The following is a 20,796-nucleotide window of genomic DNA, read 5'->3' on the forward strand; positions in this document are numbered from 1 at the left end:
GGGTGGGGTGGGGGCGACGGCGACAGGCTGGTGCGTGCTCGTCCTGCTGCTGGCGTGGGACCGCGCCATCTCCCGGCCCGCGCTCTTCGACGACCTGCCCGCCGTGCGTCCGCTCCTGGCCTGGCTGGTGGACCATGGCGCAGCGTGGCATCCGCGCGCGGCGGCGGTGCTGCTCGCGCTGGTGCATGTCGCGGTGCTCCTGGCCCGACTGGGGACGTGGAAGCGCCGGCTCCAGGTGGGCTTGGGACTGGTGGCCACAGTGGTGGTGCTGTTCGTCGCGGGGCGCGCGGGCGGTGGCGGGACGACGGACGCCAGGCCTCCGCTGGTGGTGCTCATCGGCATCGATGCCTTCCGGCCGGACCGGCTGCGCACGCTGGGCGGAAACGGCGAGGTGGCGCCGCACGTGGACCGGTTCGTGGAGGACGCCACGCTCTTCACGCGGGCGTATACGCCGGTGGCCCAGACGGAGCCCGCGTGGCGCTCGCTGCTCACCGCGCGCTGGCCCCACGAGACGGGCGTGCGCTACGCGCTGACGTCCGAGTCTCGGATGAAGCTCCAGCCCACCTTCGCGGAGTCCTTTGCTCGGGCGGGGTGGCGCACGGTGTTCGCCACGGACTGCTCGCGCTTCCACGCGGAGGGGCCCGCGTCGGGTTTCGCCACCCGGTTGCAACCTCCGCGGGGCGCGGTGAACTTCCTCCTGGAGAAGCTGCGCTACCGCGCGCTCGGCGTCTTCGCAGACCATGCCGTCGGTGCCGCGTGGGTGCCGGAGTTCATCGACAACCGCGCGCTGGCTGGCATCCATGACCCCATGGGCTACGCCGGGCGGCTGACGTCCACGCTGCTCGACGAGGCGAGCCAGGGCCCCACGCTGTTCGCCTTCCACGCCACCGCCGCGCACTTCCCCGGCGACCCCGTCCATCCCTTCTACCGGCGCTTCGTGTCGTCGTCCGAGCCCCTGGAGCGCCGGCTGCGCATGCACTTCGCTCCCGTGTCTCCCGGCGCGAAGGGCGGGTGGAGTCGCGACGGGGCGGAGGCGCTCTACGACGAGCTCATCTCCCAGGCGGATGCGCAGGTGGGCATGTTGCTGGACGCGCTGCGCCGCTCGGGGCGGTATGACGACGCGCTCATCGTCCTCATGTCGGACCACGGCGAGAGCTTCCACGAGGACCGGCCGGACCTGGCGGGCGCCACGCCCGTGCATGGCGCGCGGCTGTCCGATTTGGAGAACCGCATCCTGCTCGCGGTGAAGCCGCCGAAGGGACGTGCTGTCGCGCCCGCCACCTCGGAGGCGCTGGTGCGCCTGGTGGACGTGGGGCCCACGCTGCTGGAGCTGTCGAGCCTGCCCGCGCTCTCCGGCGTGGACGGTGTGTCCCTGGCGCCGCTCTTGCGCGGTGAGTCGCTGGCTCCGTTGAACCTTTACGCGGAGACGGGCTTCACGCACGTCTCGCCCGAGGTGTTCGACAGGGGGCACTGGCCCGGCGCGCCTCGCGCGTTCGACGCGTACCGCATCCGCCCGGACGGCGTGGTGGAGCTGGGTGACGCGGCGCACGAAGCCGTGGTGTTGGAGAAGGACCGGGGCGCGTTCGACGGACATCGCTGGTGGGTGGACCGACCGCAGGCGGATGGCACCCTGCTGCGCGTGTGCGAAGGGGACTGTGAAGGGCTGGACGCGCTGGCGCTGGAGTCGTGGCTGGACACGGTGCGAGGACGGACGCCGGAAGGGGACTCGCGTAAGGTGGCCGGCCATGTCGACGACTCCAGACGCCCCGTCTCTCCAGGAACAGTACGCCCCCCACAACAGCTGCTTCGGCTGCGGCCCGGCCAACACCCAGGGCCTGCGCATCCGCAGCCGCGTGGAGGGTGACCTCGTCGTCGCCGAGTGGACGCCCTCCGAGCACCACCAGGCCTTTCCGGGCGTGCTCAACGGCGGAATCATCGGCGCGCTGCTGGACTGTCACTGCAACTGGACGGCGGCGTACCACCTGATGAAGGCGCAGGGCGCGTCCTCTCCGCCGTGTACCGTGACGGCCGACTACTCCATCACCCTCAAGCGCCCCACGCCCATGTCCGGGCTGGTGCGGCTGGAGGCGAAGCCGGTGGAGCTCAAGGGCGACCGCGCGGTGATTGAAGGCACGCTCACCGCGGGCGGCAAGGTGACGGCGCTGTGCCGGGGCACCTTCGTCGCGGTGAAGGAAGGCCACCCCGCGTACCACCGCTGGTGAGGGCGGAAACACCAGGGGCCCCGACGCCACCCCTCTGGAGGGGAGGCACGCGGGGCCCCGGGAGCAAGACGAAGGCTTTGGGACTACTTGCCCATGGAGATGAGCAGGTCGTGCCGGGCGGCCGTCTGGTTGGGCTGCTCGCGGTCAGCGATTCGGTGGACCTGGTTGGCGATCTTGTCCTGGAGGAGCATGAGACCGTCCAGCACCTGCTCCGGACGGGGCGGGCAGCCGGGGATGTAGACGTCCACCGGGAGGATGCGGTCGATGCCCTGGAGCACCGCGTAGTTGTCGTAGAAGCCGCCCGAGGACGCGCACACGCCGAAGGACACGACCCACTTGGGCTCGGTCATCTGCTCATACACGCGCTTGAGGATGGGGGCCTGCTTCAGGTTGATGGTGCCCACCACCATCAGGAGGTCCGCCTGACGCGGCGAGAAGCGGGGGAACTCGGCGCCGAAGCGCGCGATGTCGTGACGGCTGGCCGCCACGGACATGTACTCCATGCCGCAGCAGGCAGTGGCGTACGGGTAGGTGAACAGCGAGTACTTGCGGGCCCAACCCAGGCCCTTGGAGACCATGCGCTGGAAGAAGCCCATGGCTTCGTCGCGGCGGGTCGTCAGCACTGGAGCGATGTCTGAATCAGCCATGATGTCTCAGCTCTCCCAATCCAGGGCGCCCTTTTTCCAGACGTAGATGAGGCCCACCACCAGGGTCACCGCGAAGACCAGCATCTCCACGTACCCGAACCAACCGAGCGCCTGGAAGTTCACCGCCCACGGGTACATGAACACGGCTTCCACGTCGAACACGATGAACAACAACGCGACGACGTAGAACTTCACGGCGAAGCGCTGGCGTGCCGGGCCGCTCGACTCGGAGCCGGCCTCGAACGGAGTGGACTTGATGGCGCTCGGGCGACTGGGGCCCAGCAGCGAGGTGATGAAAGGAATCGCGACGCCCATGATGCCGGCCAGCAGCAGCACCACCGCCAGGGGCAGGTAGGGCGAGAGGGGAGAGGGAGTCATCGCGCGCGGAACCTAATGACACCGGCCTTGCCATGTCAAAGGGAAAGTCCCCCTGCTCGGTGCCGCAACCCCTTGAGATAACGATGAAAAGCACGGCTTGTCGACTCCGGCGGCGAGCAGGGGGCCTGGGACGGTTCCCCGCATGCCCCGCGAGCAGCGGGCTCGTTTGACGCTTCTGGGGACGCACGCCTACCGTCGGGCGGCGCCGGCGGCCGGCGATCAGCGCGTCACTTGGGAGACGACAGGCATGTGGGGGCGGCTCGGCTTGCGGATGCAGGTGGCCATCGCGGTGCTCGTGCCCTGTCTCACGGTCATCGGCCTGTGCATCTGGAACTTCTCTGCCCGGCAGCGCGAGGTCTCCCTGGAGCTGCTCCAGAAGCGGGCCAGGGTCCTCGCCACGCTCGTGGCCAACCACCCGGCGACGCGGGAGTGGGACGGCACGGAGGCTTCCAAGGAGCGCCTGGACACCGTGCTGGCCCAGTTGGAGGCCCGTGACGTCAACGGTGAGGGTGGCTTCACGGTGAACTATCAGGGGCTGCTCGGGCTGGACGGCCGCCCCGTGTACGAGTCCGCGACGCGACTGCCCGAGCATGCGCGCGGCCGGACGGCGGTGACTCGGGAAGGCTGTGTGACGTCGCTCCTGGCGCTGCGCGAGGTGTCGGTGCGCTGCGCGAGCGGCGAGCGGACGTATGTCGTCGGCCTGGGCCTGGACGAAGCGGCGGCCTCCGTCACCGAGCTGAAGGGCTCCGTGGTGGCGGGGCTGGTGGGCGCGCTGGTGCTGGGGCTGCTGCTCGCGGCGCTCATCGGGCGGACCATCGTCGAGCCCGTGTCCCAGGTGACGGACGTGGTGCGGGACGTGGCCCGTGGAGACGTGTCGCGCGTGGAATTGGACGTGCCGGCCACGGGCGAGGTGCGGTTGATGGCGCAGTCCTTCAACCAGATGCTCGGCACGCTGCGAATCACGGTGCTGGAGCTGGTGTCGCGCACGGAGCAGTTGTCTGGCGCGTCACGTGGACTGCTGGGCGCCTCCGCGGACCAGGAGCACGTCATCAGTCAGCAGGCGGCGTACGCGCAGCAGATCGCCGCGACGTTCGAGGAGCTGAGCCGCACGGCGGAGCAGATCTCCAGCTCCACGGAGGTGGTGGAGTCGAGCGCCCGTCGCACGCACGAGGCCGTGGCCGAGGCGATGGCGGTGGTGGCGCAGGTGGTCGCGGGCATCAACGACATCCGCACCGAGTCCAAGGGCGTGGCGGACGCGATTGTCGGCCTCAACCAGGACCTGCAGCAGGTGTCCAAGATTGCCCACGTCATCAATCAGGTGGCGGAGCGCTCGGACCTGCTGGCGTTGAACGCGGCGCTGGAGGGCACCAAGGCGGGCGAGGTGGGGCGGGGCTTCTCGCTGGTGGCGGCGGAGATGCGCAAGCTGGCGGAGAACGTGTCGGCCTCCGCGCGGGACATCGGCCGCATCGTCGAGAAGGTGCAGGACTCCGGCGAGGAGGCCGCGTCCAAGGCGCGCGTGGGCATGGCCACCAGCGACCGGGGCGTCGAGGTGGCGGAACAGGCGTCCTCGGTGTTCCAGCGAATCGTGGAGTTGGCGCGCGGCACCAGCGAGGCCGCGCGGCAGATCACCATCGCCACGCGGCAGCAGCGTCAGTCCAGCGAGCAGGCGGTGCAGGGCGCTCGCAACGTGGCGGAGCTGGTGAAGCAGGGCGTGGACGCCACGGGCCGCACCACGCGAATCGCCCAGGACCTCCAGGCGGTGGCCGAGGGGCTCACCGCCGTCACCAGCCGCTTCAAGACGACGCGGAGCTGAGAAAGACGCCTACTCGTCGCGCGTCCAGCGGACCTGGAGCTCCAGCTCGTCCACGTCGCCTTCGCGCTCGTGCTCGATGCTGAAGTGCGCATGGGCGGGGACGTGCAGGCGCTCGCCGGCCACCTGGATGCTGAACCCCTTGCCGCTCTCCACCGCGTCCGCGAGGCGTCGCAGCTTCGCGACGAACTGCGCGCGGGGATAGACCTTCTCGATGTCACGCTTCGGTCGCTTCGCCATCGCTTCATCCTGCCAGCGACGTGCAAACCCGTCGAACTTCATTACTGTGCGCGCCCATGGGCTCGCTCGAACTGTCCCCCGCGCATTTCCGGCGTCTGGCTGACCGCGTCTCCACCCTGGCCGAGGAGTGGCTCGAAGGGCTCGACTCACGCCCCATCGCGCCCTCCATCACCGGCGCCGCATCGGACGCGATGTTCTCCGAGGGACTCCCCGAGCAGGGCCTCGGAGACGCCGCGCTGGATGCGCTGCGGCCCTTCATGGAGGGCTCTCGCGCGGGCAACGCGCGGTTCCTCGCGTACGTGTTCGGCTCGGGCGAGCCGGTGGGTGTGCTCGGCGACTACGTGGCCAGCGTGGTGAACCAGAACGTCACCGCGTGGCGCTCGGCGCCCACGGTGGTGAGCCTGGAGCGCTCGGTGATTCGGAGCCTCGCGAGCGCGGTGGGCTGCGAGGGCTTCACCGGGAGCTTCGCGGGGGGAGGCTCCTCCGCCAACCTCATGGCCCTGGCCATGGCGCGTGAGTCGCTCGCTCCCGCCAATGAGGACGGCGCGCCGTCCGGCGTGGTGTACGCGTCGGCTGAAGTCCACATGTCCATTCCAAAGGCTGTCGCGCTCCTGGGCCTGGGGCGCAAGAACCTGCGGCTGATTCCCACGGATGCGCAGTGGCGGATGCGTCCGGACGCACTGGCTCGCGCGATAGCCGAGGACAAGGCCGCGGGCCTACGTCCCCTGGCCGTGGTGGCGACGGCGGGCACGGTGAACACCGGCGCGGTGGACCCGCTGACGGCGGTGGCGGCGCTCACGCGCGAGCACGGCCTGTGGATGCACGTGGATGGCGCCTACGGCGCGCTCGCGGCCATGGCCTTCCCGGAGCGCTTCGAGGGACTGGGCCTGGCGGACTCCCTGTCCATGGATGCGCACAAGTGGCTCTATCAGCCAGCGGACTGCGGCGTGCTGCTGTTCCGCGACGCGAAGGCCGCGCGGCGTGCCTTCTCCTTCACGGGGGACTATGCGCGCGCCCTGAACGCGGACCCGGTGGAGGGCTTCGCGTTCTTCGACGAGTCGATGGAGCTGTCACGTCGCGCTCGAGCCCTGAAGGTGTGGCTCTCCGTCCGCTTCCACGGGCTCGCCGCGTTCCGCGAGGCCATCCGCCGCGACGTGCGGAACGCGGAGCGCCTGGAGGCGCTCGTCCGGGACACGGCGGGACTGGAACTCCGCTCCCCGGCGACGCTGAGCGCGGTGTGCTTCCGCTACACGGGCGGACTTCCGGACGCGGGGCTCGACGACTTCAACACGCGACTGCTGGCGCGAATCAACCGGCGGGGCCGTGTCTACATCTCCAACGCGACGCTGGAGGGACGCTTCTTCCTGCGCGCCTGCTTCGTGAACCACCGCACCACGCCCGGGGACGTGGCGACGGTGGTTCACGAGGTGCTCGCGGCGGCGGAGGAGCTCAGGGCCTCGTAGTCACGTCACGAGGCCCTGGGCGCGGGCTCAGGCGTGACTCTGCTGGAAGCGGTGGAGGGCCTCCTCCACCTCGTTGGCGAGCGCCATCACCTGGTCGCCGACCTCTGACTTCCCCTCGCGCTGGGTCTCCTTCATCTTCTCCTTCACCTTGTCCTTGAGGGGGCCGATGCTCAGGCTGCCCGGGGCCTGACTGGGCACGTAGTCGATGAGGCTCTCCGCGAACTTCTTCACCAGCCCCTGGGCCGGGACGAAGAGGAACATGCGCTGGCCGTACCATTGCGTGTAGAGGCCGGAGAAGAGCGCCTCCTCGAACGGGTCCGAGCGCACGTTGATGATGTAGGGCCAGGAGGGGTTGAAGCGCTTGCCGCTGAACCACATGTCCGGGCCCCGGCCATCCTGGTAGCTGAAGATGACCTTCCAGTCGTCGTAGCGCACCGCCGCGATGTTGCCGCTGTCGAGCACGTAGATGAACTCGTGTCGCTGTCCCGGATCCTTGCCCGCGAGCAGCCCGCGCTGGTCATACCCATCCAGGTGCACGCGGAACTTCTTCTTCCCCACCGTGTGGCCCTGCTTGCACTTGTCCACGATGTCCTCGGGACCGCCCGACGCCGCGACGAAGGTCGGCATCCAGTCCTCGTGCGCGAAGATGTCGTTGATGACGGTGCCCGCCTCGATGACCCCGGGCCACCGCACGACGCAGGGGACACGCACGCCGCCCTCCCACGTGGAGCCCTTCTCGCCCCGGAAGGGCGAGTTGCCGCCGTCGGGCCAGCCCATCTTCTCCACGCCGTTGTCGGTGGAGAACACGACGATGGTGTTGTCCGCGATGCCCAGGTCATCCAGCTTCTTCAGCAGCATGCCCACGTGGTCATCCAGCTCCGTCATCGCATCCGCGTACAGGCCCTTGCCCGTCTTGTTGCGGTACTTCTCCTGCAAGAACGTCCACACGTGGGTGCGCGTGCTGTTGTGCCAGAGGAAGAAGGGCTTGTCGTCCTTCGCCGCGCGCTCCATGAATGACAGGGAGGACTTGAGGAACTCCTCGTCCACCGTCTCCATGCGCTTCGTCGTGAGCGGCCCGGTGTCGACAATCTTCTGCCGACCCACGCGGCCCCAGCGTGGATCCTCCGTCGGGTCGTCGCGGTCCGTGGACCAGCAGTGGAGCACCCCTCGCGGACCGAAGCGCTCCTTGAACGCCGGATCCTTCGGGTAGTCGGGGCACTCGGGCTCGTTCTCCGCGTTGAGGTGGTAGAGGTTGCCGTGGAACTCGTCGAAGCCGTGCACCGTGGGCAGGTAGCGATTCGAGTCGCCCAGGTGGTTCTTCCCGAACTGGCCGCACACGTAGCCCTGGGGCTTGAGCAGCTCCGCGATGGTGGGGTCCGAGTCCTGGAGGCCGTAGGCGGCGCCTGGCATGCCGATGGTCGTGAGCCCCGTGCGCAGCGGGTTCATGCCGGTGATGAAGGCGGCGCGGCCCGCGGTGCAGCTCTGCTGGCCGTAACAGTCCGTCATCATCGCGCCCTCCTTCGCGATGCGGTCGATGTTGGGCGTCCGGTAGCCCATCATTCCCTGGTTGTAGGCGCTGACGTTCCACAGGCCGATGTCGTCACCCCAGATGACCAGGATGTTCGGCTTCTTCCCCGGCTGCTTGCTGTCGTGGCCGTTGCCGTTGCCGTTGCCCTTGCTCTTGGATTTTCCGATGAACGCCATTCGCTCCGCCCCCCGCTGTCCCGCCGTCGGTGAAATCCGTCCGGCCGACAGGCAAGGTGAGGCGGGGTGGTGTGAGGGGCGACTTGCCCTGCGGGGCAGTGGTCGGCCGGCTCCATTCCCGAACCCGTGCGTCCAGGCGAGCGTCGCCCCGCCCCAATGACTCACACCCGCGGCCGTTGCGCCTCCCTCTTTCGAGAAACGAGGGGGGACCCATGACGCTGGACCGCATTCGCCGCATCGCGCGCACGTGGCGCATCAACACGCTCAACACCGCTGTCTATGTCGCGTCGGGTGGCACCAAGACACTTCACGAAGGTCACTTCGCCCGCTGGCGCGGAACCTGGCGCAACTGGAGCCGGACCTTCGAATGTCAGCCCGAGCGTTTCGAGACGCCGGGCACGGAGGCGGAGCTGTGTCGCATCGTCCGTGAGTCGGAGAAGGTCCGCGTCGTGGGCGGGGGACATTCGTTCAACCGCTGTCCGCTGACCCAGGGGACCCTGATTTCGCTCGATGCGCAGAACCGCGTCCTGGAGGTCGACATGGAGCGGCGAGTGGTGCGCGTCCAGGCTGGCATCCGGCTGCGCGACTTCACCCGGCGGCTCCTGGAGCACGGCCTTGCGTTACCGGTACTCGGGTCCACGAACGCGCAGAGCCTGGGGGCGCTGATTGGCACGGACCTGCACGGCACGGGCAGGTCGCATGGCTTCCTCTCCGAGCAGGTGCTGTCGCTGCGCGTGGTGGACGCCGCGGGCGAGGCGCGCACGCTCCGGCGCGGCACGCCCGAGTTCCATGCGGTGGCGGGCTCGATTGGCACCTGCGGTGTCGTCACCGAGCTGGAGCTCCAGTGTGTCCCCGCGTTCAACCTGGAGAAGCGCCTGGAGGTCGTCCCGCGTCGGTGGGCCGAGGACCACCTGGACGAAATCCTCGGCACGAATGACCACGTCAGCTTCTATTACGTGGGCGGGATTGACGCGGAGCACGTCCGGATGAACGTGTGGAACCGGTCGACGCGGCCTCCATCGCGGTTCTGGCACCTCCGGAAGATGGGGCTGGAGCTGCTGGACATGTCGCTGTCGGGCTATCTGCTCGGCTTGTCCCGGGTGCTGATGCTGACGGAGCCCTTCGCGAAGGTCGGCTTGTTCTTCATGAAGCTCACGCAGCAGGGACGCAGGACGGTGCTCCCCATGTGCTCCGCCTTCTCGCGCCAGCTCTTCTACCACCACGATGAGATTGAGTACGGCGTGCCCTTCGCCGTGCATCAGCGGTGTCTCCAGGAGGTGTTCGAGCTGCTGAAGCGACGGCGCTTCGTCTGCATCGTCGAGGTGCGCTTCACGCCCGCGACCTCCATGGCCACGGTGGGGCCGGGCGTGGGACGGCGCACGTGTTTCATCGAGCTGGCGCCCAGCCTGTCCGTCGACTCGAGCTCCGTCTTCGCGGAGGCGGAGCAGATCTTCCTCAAGTACGGCGGACAGGTCCATCTGGGGAAGGCGACGCGCGCCACCGAGGAGGACATGGAGCGGATGTATGGCGTGCGCTGGCACGCGCTGCGCACCGTGCAGCGCGCCCAGGACCCCGATGGGAAGTTCGTCAACGACTTCGTGGCCCGCGTCTTCGGCCCCACGCGGAGGCTGGAGACGCGGGACGAAGACGCGCCGACACCGGAGCCCGTCGTCTCCTGGGGCTGAAGCGCCGCGCGCTACTGGTCCAGGACGTAGGCGAACAGCAGGGGGGCGACGATGGAGGCATCGCTCTCGACGATGTACTTGGGCGTGTCGAGGCCCAGCTTGCCCCAGGTGATCTTCTCGTTCGGCACCGCGCCCGAGTACGAGCCGTAGCTCGTCGTCGAATCGCTGATCTGACAGAAGTAGCCCCAGAGCGGCACGCCGGTGCGCTGCAAATCTTGATGCAGCATGGGCACCACGCAGATGGGGAAGTCGCCCGCGATGCCGCCGCCAATCTGGAAGAAACCCACGGGCGTCTTCGGAGCCACGTCCGTGTACCAGGCGGCCAGTGTCTGCATCGCCTCGATGCCGGTGCGCACCGTGTGCACGTTCTTCACGTCCCCGGAGATGCAGTGCCCCGCGTACATGTTGCCGAGCGTCGCGTCCTCCCAGCCCGGCACCCAGATGGGCAGGTTCTTCTCGCACGCGGCCAGCAGCCAGCTGTTCTTCGGGTCGATTTCGTAGCTCGACTCCAGCTTGCCGCCGCGGAGCACGCGGTACATGAACTCGTGCGGGAAGTAGCGCTCGCCCGCGCGGTCCGCCGCCATCCACTCCTCGAGCACCACCGCTTCGATGCGCCGCATCGCCTCCATCTCCGGGATGCAGGTGTCGGTGACGCGGTTCATGTGCCGTCCGAGCAGCGCCAGCTCATCCGCGGGCGTGAGGTCCCGGTAGTTCGGCACCCGCTCGTACGCCTCGTGGGCCACGAGGTTGAAGAGGTCCTCTTCCAGGTTCGCCCCGGTGCAACTGATGGCGTGGACCTTGTCCTGGCGAATCATCTCCGCCAGGGAGATGCCCAGCTCGGCCGTGCTCATGGCCCCCGCCAGTGTCACCAGCATCTTTCCGCCGCCATCGACGTGACGGCGGTAGCCCTCGGCCGCGTCCACGAGCGCGGCGGCGTTGAAGTGACGGAAGTGCGTCCGACAGAAGTCCCTGATTCCCATGCGTGCTGCTCCCGGCGACCACGAGGTACAAGCGCGGGGGCTGTCGCCAGGAACACACCACGCCTGAACGCTCTACGGTCCGGACTGGCACCGCCATCGAAGCGTCGGGTGGCTCGGCGGGGTTCGTATATTCGCTTCACCCACGCGCCGCAACATGGGCGGCGGGCCTGCTCGGCGGGCAGGGAGCTCAGGCGGCGGCGCGGGACTTCAGCTTCGCGAACAACTCCGGCGGCATCGCGGCCGTGCCCAGGCGGTGCTCGGGCGACACGGCCTCTCCATGGAAGTCACTGCCGGCGGTGGGCACCAGGTCGTGCTCCTTCGCCAGAGCCAGATACTTCTGCCGCAGCCCCGGGTTGTGGTCCGCGTGCAGCACCTCCAGGCCGGAGAGCCCCGCCTTCGTCAGCTCGCGAATCTCCATCCGCTCCGCCTTGGACGAGCCCGGGTGCGCCAGCGTCGCCGTGCCGCCCGCGTTGCGGATGAGGCGGATGGCGTCCGCGCCGTCCAGCTTGAAGCGCTCCACCCAGGCCATGCCCCGCGTCCCCAGGAAGCGGTCGAACGCGGCCTTCATGTCCACCGCCCAGCCCTGGTCCACCAGCACCCGCGCCAGGTGCGGCCGGCCCAACTGCGCATCCCCCGCGACGGCCAGCACATGCTCCATGCGCACCGGGAAGCCCAGTTGCTGCATCCGGGCCACCATGGCCTCCATGCGCTGCTCGCGCTCGCCGCGCAGGCGCTGGGCGAACCGCGCGAGGTCCTCGTCGTCCGGCCTCACGAAGTGCCCGAGGATGTGTACCTCGCGACCCAGGACGAAGGCGGACACCTCGATGCCCGGCACCAGCTCCACGCCGTGAGCGCGCGCCGCTTCGCCGGCCTCCGCCAGCCCCGCCACCGTGTCGTGGTCCGTCACCGACAGCACCGTCACCCCCGCCGCCGCCGCGCGCGCCATCAGCTCCGTGGGCGTGTACTGGCCGTCGCTGGCGGTGGTGTGGGAGTGCAGGTCGATCATCTCGGGCTCCGGGGCGAGCGGTTGAAAGCCGCACTGTCGCGACCTAGGCTCTTCTTCAAACCACGGACAACGTCAAGAGCGATGCCGCAGCACCCACTCCAAATCTCACGAAAGATTGAGTACGGGCTGCGGGCCATGACCTTCCTGGCCTCACAACCCCTGGAGCGCATGGTTCCCTTCCGGGAAATCGCGCGCCGGATGGACGTTCCCGAGGACTTCCTCGCCAAGATTCTCAAGGTCCTCGTCTCCCAGAAGCTCGTGCGGTCCACCCGGGGCGCGCACGGGGGCTACGCGCTGTCCCGGCCCGCCCGCGAGGTGACGTTCCTGGAGGTCATCGAGGCGGTGGAAGGGCCCGTCCACGTCAATGTCTGCCAGGACACGCAGCACGATGGCTGCAAGGCCACCGGCAGCTGCACCATGTACGGCGTCTGGAAGCTGGGGCAGCAGCGGATGCTGGACGTGTACCGCTCCACCACGCTGGACCGTCTGGCGATGACAGAGCTGCGGGCCCCGTCGGAAACCGGCTCGCCGGCCGTGACGGCGCGGGCCTAGACTGCCCGCCCCATGGCCAAGAAATCCGACACGAGCATCGAGAACCGGGTGTACCTCTTCGAGTCGCTCGCCAGCAGCTACGTGGCCGCGGCCTCGGAGGCGCTGGGCTCCAAGGACTCCGCCGAGCGCGAGCGTGCCCGGAGGGCCCTCGCGGAGCTGGCCTTCGTCTCCTGTGTGGTGGCGGACACCGGGGACCTGACGCCCGAGCAGGTCCGGGAGCGGGTGCTGAGCGCGCCCGCCGTCGACGCCGCCCCCCAGAAGCGCGGCAGCCGTCGCAAGCGCGACAAGTAGGGGCGGGGGCTCAGGCGGTGCTCCCCTTGGCGGGCGGGCGGTGTTAGATCGCCGCGCCATGGCCAAGACCTCCTCGAACCCGAAGAAGTCCCTCCGCTCCGCGTACTCCGGCGCCCGCAAGGCGGACCCCCGTCCCATCACCGGCAAGGAGAGGCCGGCGGAACTGCTCGCCCACGCCTTCAGCGCCTACGTGGGCCGCCAGGAGCGCACCGCGTTCGAGCTGATGTCCAAGTCGATGGAGGACGACGCGTCCATCTTCCTCACGCTGTCGGGCGCGATGACGCCGGCGGGTCTGCACCAGAGCTGTCTGATTCCCCTCATCGAGAAGGGCGTCATCTCCGCCATCACCACGACGGGCGCGAATCTGTACCACGACGCCCACCGCATCATCGGCCACGCCATCCGTGAGGTGAACCCCAACGCGGGCGACCTCCAGTACCGGCTGGCGCGCATCATCCGCATCTATGACCTGGGTTTCTGGGAGGAGGCGCTGCTCGACACCGACCGCCTCTTCTCCGCCATCATCCGGCAGCCCGAGTTCCAGAAGAAGATGACCACGCCGGAGTTCCACTTCCTGCTCGGCAAGGCCATCCACGGAATCGAAAAGCAGCTGGGCGTGAAGCAGCCGTCGCTCCTGTCCACCTGCTACAAGCACGCGGTCCCCATCTGGGTGGGCGCGGTGCAGGACGGCTCCATCTTCCTGAACATCGTCAAGCTCAAGCGCCTGCTCGGGCCCGAGTTCAAGTTCGAGCTCGACATCAACGACGACGTCTACTCCATGGCGGCGATGCAGCACTTCTGCCGGCACAACGGCAGCAAGCGACTGGCCATCTGGATTCTGGGCGGCGGCGTGCCGAAGAACTACACGCTCCAGGGTGAGCCGCTGCTGGACCAGATTCTCAACGTCCCCACGTCGGGCTTCGACATCGACGTGCAGTTCTGCGTGGACCCGGTGGACAACGGCGCGCTGTCCAGCTGCCCCGCGGGCGAGGGCCACACCTGGGGCAAGGTCTCCGTGGAGGCGGTGGAGACGGGCTCCGTCTACGTCCACTGCGACGTGACGGCGGTGTTCCCCTGGCTGACGCACGCGCTGCTCAACGAGCCGAAGAACAAGCGCAAGCCCATGCGGCTGATGGACCGGCTGCCGGAGGCCATCACCTTCCTCGACGCCGATGTGAAGAAGCGCAGCAAGGCGCTGATGAAGACGCTGGACTGGAGCGTGGAGGAGGCGGAGCCTTCCACCAAGAAGGACGCGAAGAAGCACGAAGCCTACGTCCGCTGAACGCCCCAGGCCCCCAGGCTCCAAGGAGCTTCCGACCCATGAGCACGCAACAGCCCCCTGCCACCGGCGTGGTGATGACCCTGGTCAGCCACGCCCAGTTCAAGACGCAGCTCACCCACGGACCCTCCAGCGCGGGTCTCCAGACGGAGGCGCCTCGCGACAATGGCGGCACCGGCGGCAGCTTCTCGCCCACGGACCTGGTGGGCGCGGCGCTGATGTCCTGCGCGGTGACGACGATGCACCTGTTCGCCTCGCGCGAGGGCATCGCCCTGGGAGAGATTCGCGCGAAGGTGGAGAAGCGGATGACGCCGCCGCCGCGCCGCATTGGCGAGCTGGTGCTGGACATCCAGATGCCCGCGGGCCTGTCCGCCGAGCACCGTGCTCGCCTGGAGCAGGTGGGCCGTGAGTGTCCGGTGGCTCGCAGCCTCCACCCCGAAGTGAAGCTGCCGCTGACGTTCAGTTACCCGGACTGAGCCGGCGCCCGGCTGTCCGGCCGTCCTCCAGTGGAGCCTCCGGGCCTTTGCTGCCCGGAGGCTCCCGCGTGAGAACCCTTCCCCCGCGGCGGTGTGGGCCGCGTGGCCGGGAGGGGCGGCATGGATGCGAAGCGACTGGGTATCTATCTCAGCGATCACCACGCGGGCTCGGTGGCGGGCATCGCGCTGGCGCGGCGCACCGAGTCGGAGAATCACAGCAACCCCGTGGGCCACTTCCTGGCCGCGCTCATCCCGGAGCTGCGCCAGGACCAGCGGACGCTCGAGGCGGTGATGCGGGCCCTGGAGCTGCGCAAGGACCCGCTCAAGTCCCGCGTCGCGTGGGTGATGGAGAAGGCGGGCCGCCTGAAGCTCAACGGCCACTGGGTGCGCTACTCGCCCTTGAGTCGCCTCATCGAACTGGAGGGCCTGTGCACGGCCACCGAGGGCCGCATGTCCCTGTGGAGCACGCTGGCGCGGCTCCAGCTTCACGACTTGCGGCTGGCGGGCTTCGACTTCGAGTCGCTCGTCGCCCGGGGTGAGCTGCAACAGGCGGGGCTCCAGCGGCTGCGCGCCCGCGCGGCGGATGTCGCCTTCGCGGACGAGCCCACGCCCTTCGGCGCCGGGGAGCCCGCCATCGCCAGCTACTGAAAACACCACGCCCCCCGACGCTTCCCCTCAAGGGGCGCGGCGGAGGGCGGGGTTTGAAGCGTCGAAGGCGAAGTGACTACGTGCCCGACGGAGACACCGGAGGACGGGTGGCGTCCGGCACCGGCACCAGACGGAGCTGGCTGGCGCTGCCCGCGAAGGTCGCGTCCACGCCGCGCTCCAGGTACGTGTAACCGGACAGGCCGTCCTCGTACATGCGCAGCAGGGTGCGCGACTCGTCCAGGGAGATGCGGCCCTGGCGCAGCGCCATCTCGGTGAACTTGCGCAGCCGGGCCACCAGGTCATCCCTGCTGTAGCTGACGTAGTTCAGCACTTCCGTCACGGTGTCACCGGCCACCACGTGGTCGATGAGGTAGCCCCCGTTGGGCGCCAGCGACACCTGCACCGTGTGCGTGTCCCCGAAGAGGTTGTGCAAGTCGCCGAGAATCTCCTGGTACGCGCCGACCAGGAAGATGCCCAGGTAGTAGTCGTCATCGTTGAGCGCGTGCAGCTCCAGCGCGTCCTTCACCTCGCGCTTGTCGATGAAGTGCTCAATCTTGCCGTCCGAGTCGCAGGTGATGTCCGCCAGCGTCGCGCGGCGCGTCGGCTTCTCCGCCAGCCGGTGGATGGGCATCATCGGGAAGAGCTGGTCAATCGCCCACGAGTCCGGCAGCGACTGGAACACGGAGAAGTTGCAGAAGTACGTGTCGCTGAGCGCCTTCTCGAGCGAGTCCAGCTCCTCGGGAATCTCGCCGGCCTCCTTCGCGATGCGCATGATCTTGTGGCAGGTGGCCCAGTAGATGTTCTCGGCCGCCACGCGCTGCTCCAGCGACAGGTGACCCAGCGAGAAGAGGGTGAGGCTCTCCTCCTTGGCATCCTGCGCGTCGTGCCACGCCTCCAGCAGGTTCTTGTTCGTCACCTCGCGGAAGGTGGACAGGAGGTTGCGCACCACGGAGGGCGCCTTCTCGTCCACCTTGTCTGGCACGTGGGCCGGGTCGAACTCGCTGGTGCCCAGCACGTCCACCACCAGCACCGCGTGGTGCGCGACGACGGCGCGGCCCGACTCGGAGACGAGCGTCGGGTGCGGCACGCCAGCGCGGTCACACGCCTCCATCACGCCGAAGACGACGTCGTTGGCGTACTCCTCCGTCGTGTAGTTCATGGAGGAGGCGAAGTTCGTCTGGGAGCCGTCGTAGTCCACGCCCAGGCCACCGCCCACGTCCAGGTACTTCAACGGCGCGCCCTGACGCGCCACCTCCACGTAGAAGCAGCCCACCTCGCGCAGCGCGTTCTTCACGTTGCGGATGTTGGAGATCTGGCTTCCCAGGTGGAAGTGCAGCAGTTCGAAGGCGGGCAGCAGGCCCGTGTCCTTCATGAAGCTGATGCAGCTCATCAGCTCCGACGAGGACAGGCCGAACTTGGAGCGGTCTCCGCCGCTGGCCTCCCACTTGCCGGCGCCACGGGTGGACAGCTTCACGCGCATGCCCAGCCGCGGGGTGATGCCCGTGCGGCGCGAGACCTCCGCGATGAGGGGCAGCTCGCTGGGCTTCTCCACGACGAGGATGACGTTGCGGCCCAGGCGCGAATAGAAGAGGGCCGTCTCGATGTACTCCTCGTCCTTGTAGCCGTTGCAGATGACGAGCGCTTCCTCGTTCTCCAACAGCGCCATCACCGCCATCAGCTCCGGCTTGCTGCCGGCTTCCAGGCCGTAGTTGTAGCCCTTGCCCGCCTCGATGATGGTCTCCACCACGTAACGGTGCTGGTTCACCTTGATGGGGTAGACGCCCCGGTAGCCGCCCTTGAAGCCCTGGTCGGCCATGGCCTTGCGGAAGGCCTCGTTGAGGTGGACGACGCGGTGGCGCAGCACATCCGTGAAGCGCAGCAGCAGCGGCAGTCCAATGCCCCGGCGACGAACTTCGTCCACCAGGTCCTTCAAGTCCATGCTGGGGGCCTGGGGGCCGTCCGGATGGACGCAGACGTGGCCCTTGTCGTTGATGCCGAAGTAGGGCGAGCCCCAGTTCCGGATTCCATAGAGCTCGTGCGCGTCAGCGAGGGTCCAGCGGTGCGGAGGGGCGTTTGCGGGCATCGGCGGTTCGAGGCTCCCAGGGAAATGGAGGGTGGACTCCAGTCAACACTGGAGGGGCGCGGGAACTATAGGAAAGCCCCCCCGCATACAACAGCCGGCTGAAGGGACAGCAAGCTGGCGGGCAGGCGACCACCCCGGGCCCCTGTCCTGGCGGGCGGACCTTCCATCTGATTCCTACCCTTTGGACGGAGTGTCGGGAGGACGCGTGGATAGAAGGGAAGGGTACATGGAGTCGTCCGCACGCAGGGAAGAAGCGCCGCTGACCCCTCGGGAAATCTTCGAGCGACTGGACCGCTACGTCATCGGCCAGGACGCCGCCAAGCGGGCGGTGGCCATCGCCGCCCACAATCACCTCAAGCGCGTGCAGGCCCGGAGGCTGCGTCGGCAGTCGCTCATCAAGAAATCCAACATCCTGCTCATTGGCCCCACCGGCAGCGGCAAGACGCACATCGCCCGCAACCTGGCGGACATCCTCCAGGTGCCCTTCACCACCGTGGACGCCACCGAGTACACGGAGGCGGGCTACTACGGCAAAGACGTGGAGGTGATGATCTCCGACCTGCTCCTCAAGGCGAACCACTCCGTCGAGGACACGCAGCGGGGAATCATCTTCGTGGACGAGGTGGACAAGATTGCCCGCCGCTCCCAGGGCGCCCGCAACGGTGCGGGCAGCCGGGACATCGGTGGAGAGGGCGTCCAGCAGGCCCTGCTGAAGCTCCTGGAGGGCCGTGAGGTGTACGTGCCGCTCAACGTCACCCAGGCCTGGAACAAGAGCGACTTCGTCCAGGTGGACACGCGCGACATCCTCTTCATCTGCGCGGGCACCTTCAGTGACTTGCACGACGCCGGCGACGAGGCGTCCAGCAGGCCCCTGGGCTTCGGCGCGGACGACGCCTCCAAGCGGCTCCGCAAGCGCATCAGCACCAAGCAACTGGTGGAGTTCGGGATGCTGGCGGAATTCCTCGGCCGCCTGCCCGTGGTGGTGCAGTTGGATTTGCTGGGCGAGGCGGACCTCATCCGTGTGCTCACGGAGCCGCCGGACTCCATCGTCCGGGAGTTCCGTGAGCTGTTGGCCATGGACGAGCTGGAGCTGGAGTTCGACGACGCGGCGCTGCGCGAGGTGGTGCACTACTCGGTGTCGCGCGGGCTGGGGGCTCGTGGGCTGCGCTCCATCCTGGAGCACGTGATGGCGGACATCATGTTCGAGGCGCCCGAGCGTCGTCGTCGGCAGTTGAAGGTGGACGCGGATTACGTGCGTCCCCGGCTGGTGGGGCTGGACGCCGTGCAGCTCAACGTATGACGTCCCCGGCATGCTCCGAGGCCCGGGCCGCCGCTCCCAGTCGGGCGGCGATGTCCGGGTCCTGGATGAGCTGGAGGACCAGGTCGTTGCGCAGGAGCGCGGCCGTGTCGCCCCGGACGAGCGCCTGCTTCACCTTGTCGTCCTGGAGGAGCCGCTGGAAGCGCGGGTCCTTGCGCAGGGCCTTGAAGGCGGGGTCGTTCTTCAGTGTCGCCGCGCGCTCCGGGTCCCCCGCGGCCTTGGCCACCTGGACCATGTCGTCCATGGGGGCGAACTGGGTCATCTCGAAGAGGTTGTAGCGGCGCGCGGCGTGGGCGGCCAGGGAGTCCTTGGGCGACACGCCGATGCGCTTGCCGGCGACGATGACGTGCTGCTCGAAGAAGGTCATCGCGCTCAGGGCCATCCAGGCGAAGGCCGCCGTCTTCCCCGCGCCCAGCACGAAGCCGAGGAACCGGTCGATGCCCCGGTTCTCGTTCTGCTTGCCCGTGGCGAGGAAGCGCTGGAGCAGGGTGCCCAGCGCGTAGCGCACGGTGAGCCACACGCCGACGAAGAGCAGCACCGTGCCCAGCAGGAGGCCCAGCAGCAGCGGGCCGTCGAGTGCCTCCGCCAGCCGGGGTGCGACGAAGGGGCCCAGCCGGCGCGAGGCGAAGAACCCCAGCGCCAGGCCCACCCAGTTGGCCACCTGGCGTGAGGCGCCGGTGAGGGCGCCGATGAGCCCGAAGAAGAGCACCATGCCCAGGATGATGAGGTCGATGACCATGGGGCTTTGCCGCGCCTCCGGACGACGTCAGCGAATCTTGAACGAGTCGCCCTTGGCCTTGGCTTCTTCAGACAGGCGCTTTTGCGCCTCGGCCAGGCTCTCCTTGTAGCGGGGATTGGAGGGCTCGTAGGTGAGGGCCATCTTCAAGTTGCGCTCGGCGGCGGACCAGTTGCCGGCGTCGATGTCCTTCTGGGACTGCTGGTAGAACTGGCGCCCCTTGGGGTGGGTGCCAATCTGTTCTTCCTGCTCCTTCTTCGCGGCGGCCTTCGTCTCGGATTCGGACGCCTCGGTGAAGCGCAGCTTCTGCGCGCGCTCGGCGCCCGTCACATCGACGAGGTACTTCTTGCGCTTCGTGTCGTCGCGCAGGACGTAATAGGCCTCGGTGACGCGCTTGTAGAGCTCGTGCACCTGCTCCTTGAGCTGCTTGTCGTCGATGTGGAAGAAGCGGTCCGGATGGTAGGTGCGGCTCTCCCGGTAGAACGCCTTCTTGATGTCGGCGGGAGTGGCCGTGCGCTCCAGCAGGAGCACCTCGAAGTAGTCGAGCTGGTCCAGCTTCGCGCAGCGCGACTGGAGGTCCGCGAGCTGGTGTTCATCCAGGCCCGGGCCCTTGGCCGCGCTCGGCGGTGGAGGCGGCGCCATGGGCGCGATGGATGGGACCGCCGGCGCGATGGGCGGCACCATGGGGCTGATGGCCGGAACGCGGGGCGCCGTCATCGGCGGGATGCCCGGGACGGTGGCCGCGGCGGGAGGTCGGGGCGGCAGGTCCGAGGGCGCCAGTGCCGGCAGCGACATCGTGGGCCGTGCGCCCGGACGTGCCTGCGGAGCTGAGGTCGGCGGCGGAGGCGGGACGACCTGTCCGACGGCGAGCGTCGGAGGTGGACGGGGCGTGAGCGCGGGACCCCGTGGCGCGGCGCCTTGCGGCGGTACGGCCGGGGCGATGCTCGGAACGGTGGTGTGGGGCGGTCCCGCCAGGGGAGTGGTCGCCGGACGGACGGAGGGGGCCGCCGGGGCGATGCTCGGCACCGCGGGCGCGATGGACGGGACTCCGGGAGGAATGCTCGGCACCGCACCATGGGGCGCGGCGCCAGCGACGGGCAGCGGCGGCACGATGGCGCGAGGCGCGACGGGCGGAGGCGTCAGCGGCGAGGTGCCGGCGGATGCCATGCGAGGCGGGGTGCCCGCGACAGGTGGAGGAGGCGGCACGGTGCCGACCGGAGCCGCGCGAGGTTGCGTGCTGGCGACAGGAGGCGGCGTCGGCGGCGTGAGACCCGCGGG

Annotated in this window: 20 protein-coding genes; 11 read left to right on the forward strand and 9 right to left on the reverse strand. The window is 68.8% G+C overall.

Going from position 1 to position 20,796, the window contains the following annotated elements:
- A partial coding sequence (locus HR086_RS20835) for a sulfatase-like hydrolase/transferase (RefSeq protein WP_174466490.1) occupies positions 1 to 1,864 on the forward strand: 1,864 nt, incomplete at its 5' end.
- Positions 1,854 to 2,222, forward strand: coding sequence for a PaaI family thioesterase (locus HR086_RS20840; RefSeq protein ID WP_246137189.1), 369 nt, complete (start codon positions 1,854 to 1,856; stop codon positions 2,220 to 2,222). The genes HR086_RS20835 and HR086_RS20840, both read left to right, overlap by 11 nt.
- An 83-nt stretch (positions 2,223 to 2,305) precedes the next feature.
- On the opposite strand, the gene HR086_RS20845 is transcribed toward HR086_RS20840, so the two are convergent.
- Both HR086_RS20845 and HR086_RS20850 read right to left on the reverse strand, forming a co-directional pair.
- The gene (locus HR086_RS20845) at positions 2,306 to 2,869 is read right to left on the reverse strand and encodes an NADH-quinone oxidoreductase subunit B (RefSeq protein WP_141642903.1); all 564 of its coding nucleotides are present in this window, start codon (positions 2,867 to 2,869) and stop codon (positions 2,306 to 2,308) included.
- A 6-nt stretch (positions 2,870 to 2,875) separates the two neighbouring features.
- Positions 2,876 to 3,247 (reverse strand): NADH-quinone oxidoreductase subunit A, encoded by a 372-nt coding sequence (locus HR086_RS20850; RefSeq protein WP_141642904.1) that lies wholly within the window; start codon positions 3,245 to 3,247, stop codon positions 2,876 to 2,878.
- A 247-nt stretch (positions 3,248 to 3,494) separates the two neighbouring features.
- Here HR086_RS20850 and HR086_RS20855 point away from each other — a divergent pair, with 247 nt between their 5' ends.
- Entirely contained in the window at positions 3,495 to 5,060 is a 1,566-nt protein-coding gene (locus tag HR086_RS20855) for a methyl-accepting chemotaxis protein (protein WP_174466491.1), read from the forward strand.
- 9 nt (positions 5,061 to 5,069) lie between these two features.
- On the opposite strand, the gene HR086_RS20860 is transcribed toward HR086_RS20855, so the two are convergent.
- A complete protein-coding gene (locus tag HR086_RS20860; RefSeq protein ID WP_141642906.1) occupies positions 5,070 to 5,297 on the reverse strand; it encodes an amphi-Trp domain-containing protein in 228 nt (75 codons plus the stop codon).
- A gap of 56 nt (positions 5,298 to 5,353) precedes the next feature.
- On the opposite strand from HR086_RS20860, the gene HR086_RS20865 reads away from it, so the two are divergent.
- Positions 5,354 to 6,760 carry an aminotransferase class V-fold PLP-dependent enzyme gene (locus HR086_RS20865; RefSeq protein WP_174466492.1) on the forward strand — a complete coding sequence of 469 codons (1,407 nt, stop codon included), beginning with the start codon at positions 5,354 to 5,356 and terminating at the stop codon, positions 6,758 to 6,760.
- A 27-nt stretch (positions 6,761 to 6,787) separates the two neighbouring features.
- Here HR086_RS20865 and HR086_RS20870 read toward each other — a convergent pair whose 3' ends face one another.
- The gene (locus HR086_RS20870) at positions 6,788 to 8,464 is read right to left on the reverse strand and encodes an arylsulfatase (RefSeq protein ID WP_174466493.1); all 1,677 of its coding nucleotides are present in this window, start codon (positions 8,462 to 8,464) and stop codon (positions 6,788 to 6,790) included.
- Positions 8,465 to 8,676: 212 nt separating this feature from the next.
- On the opposite strand from HR086_RS20870, the gene HR086_RS20875 reads away from it, so the two are divergent.
- On the forward strand, positions 8,677 to 10,149 hold the full coding sequence (locus HR086_RS20875; RefSeq protein ID WP_174466494.1) for a D-arabinono-1,4-lactone oxidase: 1,473 nt from the start codon (positions 8,677 to 8,679) through the stop codon (positions 10,147 to 10,149).
- A gap of 11 nt (positions 10,150 to 10,160) precedes the next feature.
- On the opposite strand, the gene HR086_RS20880 is transcribed toward HR086_RS20875, so the two are convergent.
- Positions 10,161 to 11,129 (reverse strand): deoxyhypusine synthase family protein, encoded by a 969-nt coding sequence (locus tag HR086_RS20880; RefSeq protein WP_141642910.1) that lies wholly within the window; start codon positions 11,127 to 11,129, stop codon positions 10,161 to 10,163.
- Positions 11,130 to 11,316: 187 nt separating this feature from the next.
- Positions 11,317 to 12,135: a PHP domain-containing protein gene (locus HR086_RS20885; RefSeq protein WP_141642911.1), complete on the reverse strand. Its 819-nt coding sequence runs from the start codon at positions 12,133 to 12,135 to the stop codon at positions 11,317 to 11,319.
- Between the two features lie 81 nt (positions 12,136 to 12,216).
- Between HR086_RS20885 and HR086_RS20890 the strand changes: the two genes are divergently transcribed.
- From HR086_RS20890 to HR086_RS20910, 5 genes are all read left to right on the forward strand, one after another.
- Positions 12,217 to 12,687: an Rrf2 family transcriptional regulator gene (locus HR086_RS20890; RefSeq protein WP_141642912.1), complete on the forward strand. Its 471-nt coding sequence runs from the start codon at positions 12,217 to 12,219 to the stop codon at positions 12,685 to 12,687.
- A 12-nt stretch (positions 12,688 to 12,699) separates the two neighbouring features.
- A complete protein-coding gene (locus HR086_RS20895; RefSeq protein ID WP_174455018.1) occupies positions 12,700 to 12,978 on the forward strand; it encodes a hypothetical protein in 279 nt (92 codons plus the stop codon).
- 58 nt (positions 12,979 to 13,036) lie between these two features.
- The gene (locus HR086_RS20900) at positions 13,037 to 14,260 is read left to right on the forward strand and encodes a deoxyhypusine synthase family protein (RefSeq protein ID WP_141642914.1); all 1,224 of its coding nucleotides are present in this window, start codon (positions 13,037 to 13,039) and stop codon (positions 14,258 to 14,260) included.
- Between the two features lie 38 nt (positions 14,261 to 14,298).
- A complete protein-coding gene (locus HR086_RS20905) occupies positions 14,299 to 14,733 on the forward strand; it encodes an OsmC family protein (protein WP_141642915.1) in 435 nt (144 codons plus the stop codon).
- 120 nt (positions 14,734 to 14,853) lie between these two features.
- On the forward strand, positions 14,854 to 15,381 hold the full coding sequence (locus tag HR086_RS20910; RefSeq protein WP_141642916.1) for a hypothetical protein: 528 nt from the start codon (positions 14,854 to 14,856) through the stop codon (positions 15,379 to 15,381).
- Positions 15,382 to 15,457: 76 nt separating this feature from the next.
- Here the strand turns inward: HR086_RS20910 and speA are convergent, their stop codons facing one another.
- Entirely contained in the window at positions 15,458 to 17,464 is a 2,007-nt protein-coding gene (speA, locus tag HR086_RS20915) for a biosynthetic arginine decarboxylase (protein ID WP_141642917.1), read from the reverse strand.
- 226 nt (positions 17,465 to 17,690) lie between these two features.
- Between speA and clpX the strand changes: the two genes are divergently transcribed.
- The gene (gene clpX, locus HR086_RS20920) at positions 17,691 to 18,764 is read left to right on the forward strand and encodes an ATP-dependent Clp protease ATP-binding subunit ClpX (protein ID WP_141642918.1); all 1,074 of its coding nucleotides are present in this window, start codon (positions 17,691 to 17,693) and stop codon (positions 18,762 to 18,764) included.
- Here the strand turns inward: clpX and HR086_RS20925 are convergent.
- The gene (locus HR086_RS20925; RefSeq protein ID WP_174455020.1) at positions 18,754 to 19,521 is read right to left on the reverse strand and encodes a CvpA family protein; all 768 of its coding nucleotides are present in this window, start codon (positions 19,519 to 19,521) and stop codon (positions 18,754 to 18,756) included. The genes clpX and HR086_RS20925 overlap by 11 nt on opposite strands.
- Positions 19,522 to 19,548: 27 nt before the next feature.
- Positions 19,549 to 20,313, reverse strand: coding sequence for a J domain-containing protein (locus HR086_RS20930; RefSeq protein WP_141642942.1), 765 nt, complete (start codon positions 20,311 to 20,313; stop codon positions 19,549 to 19,551).
- Positions 20,314 to 20,796 lie beyond the last annotated feature (483 nt).

Source organism: Myxococcus sp. CA039A, from assembly GCF_013336645.1.
In the GTDB taxonomy this organism is placed as follows: domain Bacteria; phylum Myxococcota; class Myxococcia; order Myxococcales; family Myxococcaceae; genus Myxococcus; species Myxococcus llanfairpwllgwyngyllgogerychwyrndrobwllllantysiliogogogochensis.

Coding starts and splice junctions, on each gene's coding strand:
- HR086_RS20845 (WP_141642903.1), bottom strand. CDS start 2,869: ATGGCTGATTCAGACATCGCTCCAGTGCTGACGACCCGCCGCGACGAA.
- HR086_RS20850 (WP_141642904.1), bottom strand. CDS start 3,247: ATGACTCCCTCTCCCCTCTCGCCCTACCTGCCCCTGGCGGTGGTGCTG.
- HR086_RS20855 (WP_174466491.1), top strand. CDS start 3,495: ATGTGGGGGCGGCTCGGCTTGCGGATGCAGGTGGCCATCGCGGTGCTC.
- HR086_RS20860 (WP_141642906.1), bottom strand. CDS start 5,297: ATGGCGAAGCGACCGAAGCGTGACATCGAGAAGGTCTATCCCCGCGCG.
- HR086_RS20865 (WP_174466492.1), top strand. CDS start 5,354: ATGGGCTCGCTCGAACTGTCCCCCGCGCATTTCCGGCGTCTGGCTGAC.
- HR086_RS20870 (WP_174466493.1), bottom strand. CDS start 8,464: ATGGCGTTCATCGGAAAATCCAAGAGCAAGGGCAACGGCAACGGCAAC.
- HR086_RS20875 (WP_174466494.1), top strand. CDS start 8,677: ATGACGCTGGACCGCATTCGCCGCATCGCGCGCACGTGGCGCATCAAC.
- HR086_RS20880 (WP_141642910.1), bottom strand. CDS start 11,129: ATGGGAATCAGGGACTTCTGTCGGACGCACTTCCGTCACTTCAACGCC.
- HR086_RS20885 (WP_141642911.1), bottom strand. CDS start 12,135: ATGATCGACCTGCACTCCCACACCACCGCCAGCGACGGCCAGTACACG.
- HR086_RS20890 (WP_141642912.1), top strand. CDS start 12,217: ATGCCGCAGCACCCACTCCAAATCTCACGAAAGATTGAGTACGGGCTG.
- HR086_RS20895 (WP_174455018.1), top strand. CDS start 12,700: ATGGCCAAGAAATCCGACACGAGCATCGAGAACCGGGTGTACCTCTTC.
- HR086_RS20900 (WP_141642914.1), top strand. CDS start 13,037: ATGGCCAAGACCTCCTCGAACCCGAAGAAGTCCCTCCGCTCCGCGTAC.
- HR086_RS20905 (WP_141642915.1), top strand. CDS start 14,299: ATGAGCACGCAACAGCCCCCTGCCACCGGCGTGGTGATGACCCTGGTC.
- HR086_RS20910 (WP_141642916.1), top strand. CDS start 14,854: ATGGATGCGAAGCGACTGGGTATCTATCTCAGCGATCACCACGCGGGC.
- speA (WP_141642917.1), bottom strand. CDS start 17,464: ATGCCCGCAAACGCCCCTCCGCACCGCTGGACCCTCGCTGACGCGCAC.
- clpX (WP_141642918.1), top strand. CDS start 17,691: ATGGAGTCGTCCGCACGCAGGGAAGAAGCGCCGCTGACCCCTCGGGAA.
- HR086_RS20925 (WP_174455020.1), bottom strand. CDS start 19,521: ATGGTCATCGACCTCATCATCCTGGGCATGGTGCTCTTCTTCGGGCTC.
- HR086_RS20930 (WP_141642942.1), bottom strand. CDS start 20,313: ATGTCGCTGCCGGCACTGGCGCCCTCGGACCTGCCGCCCCGACCTCCC.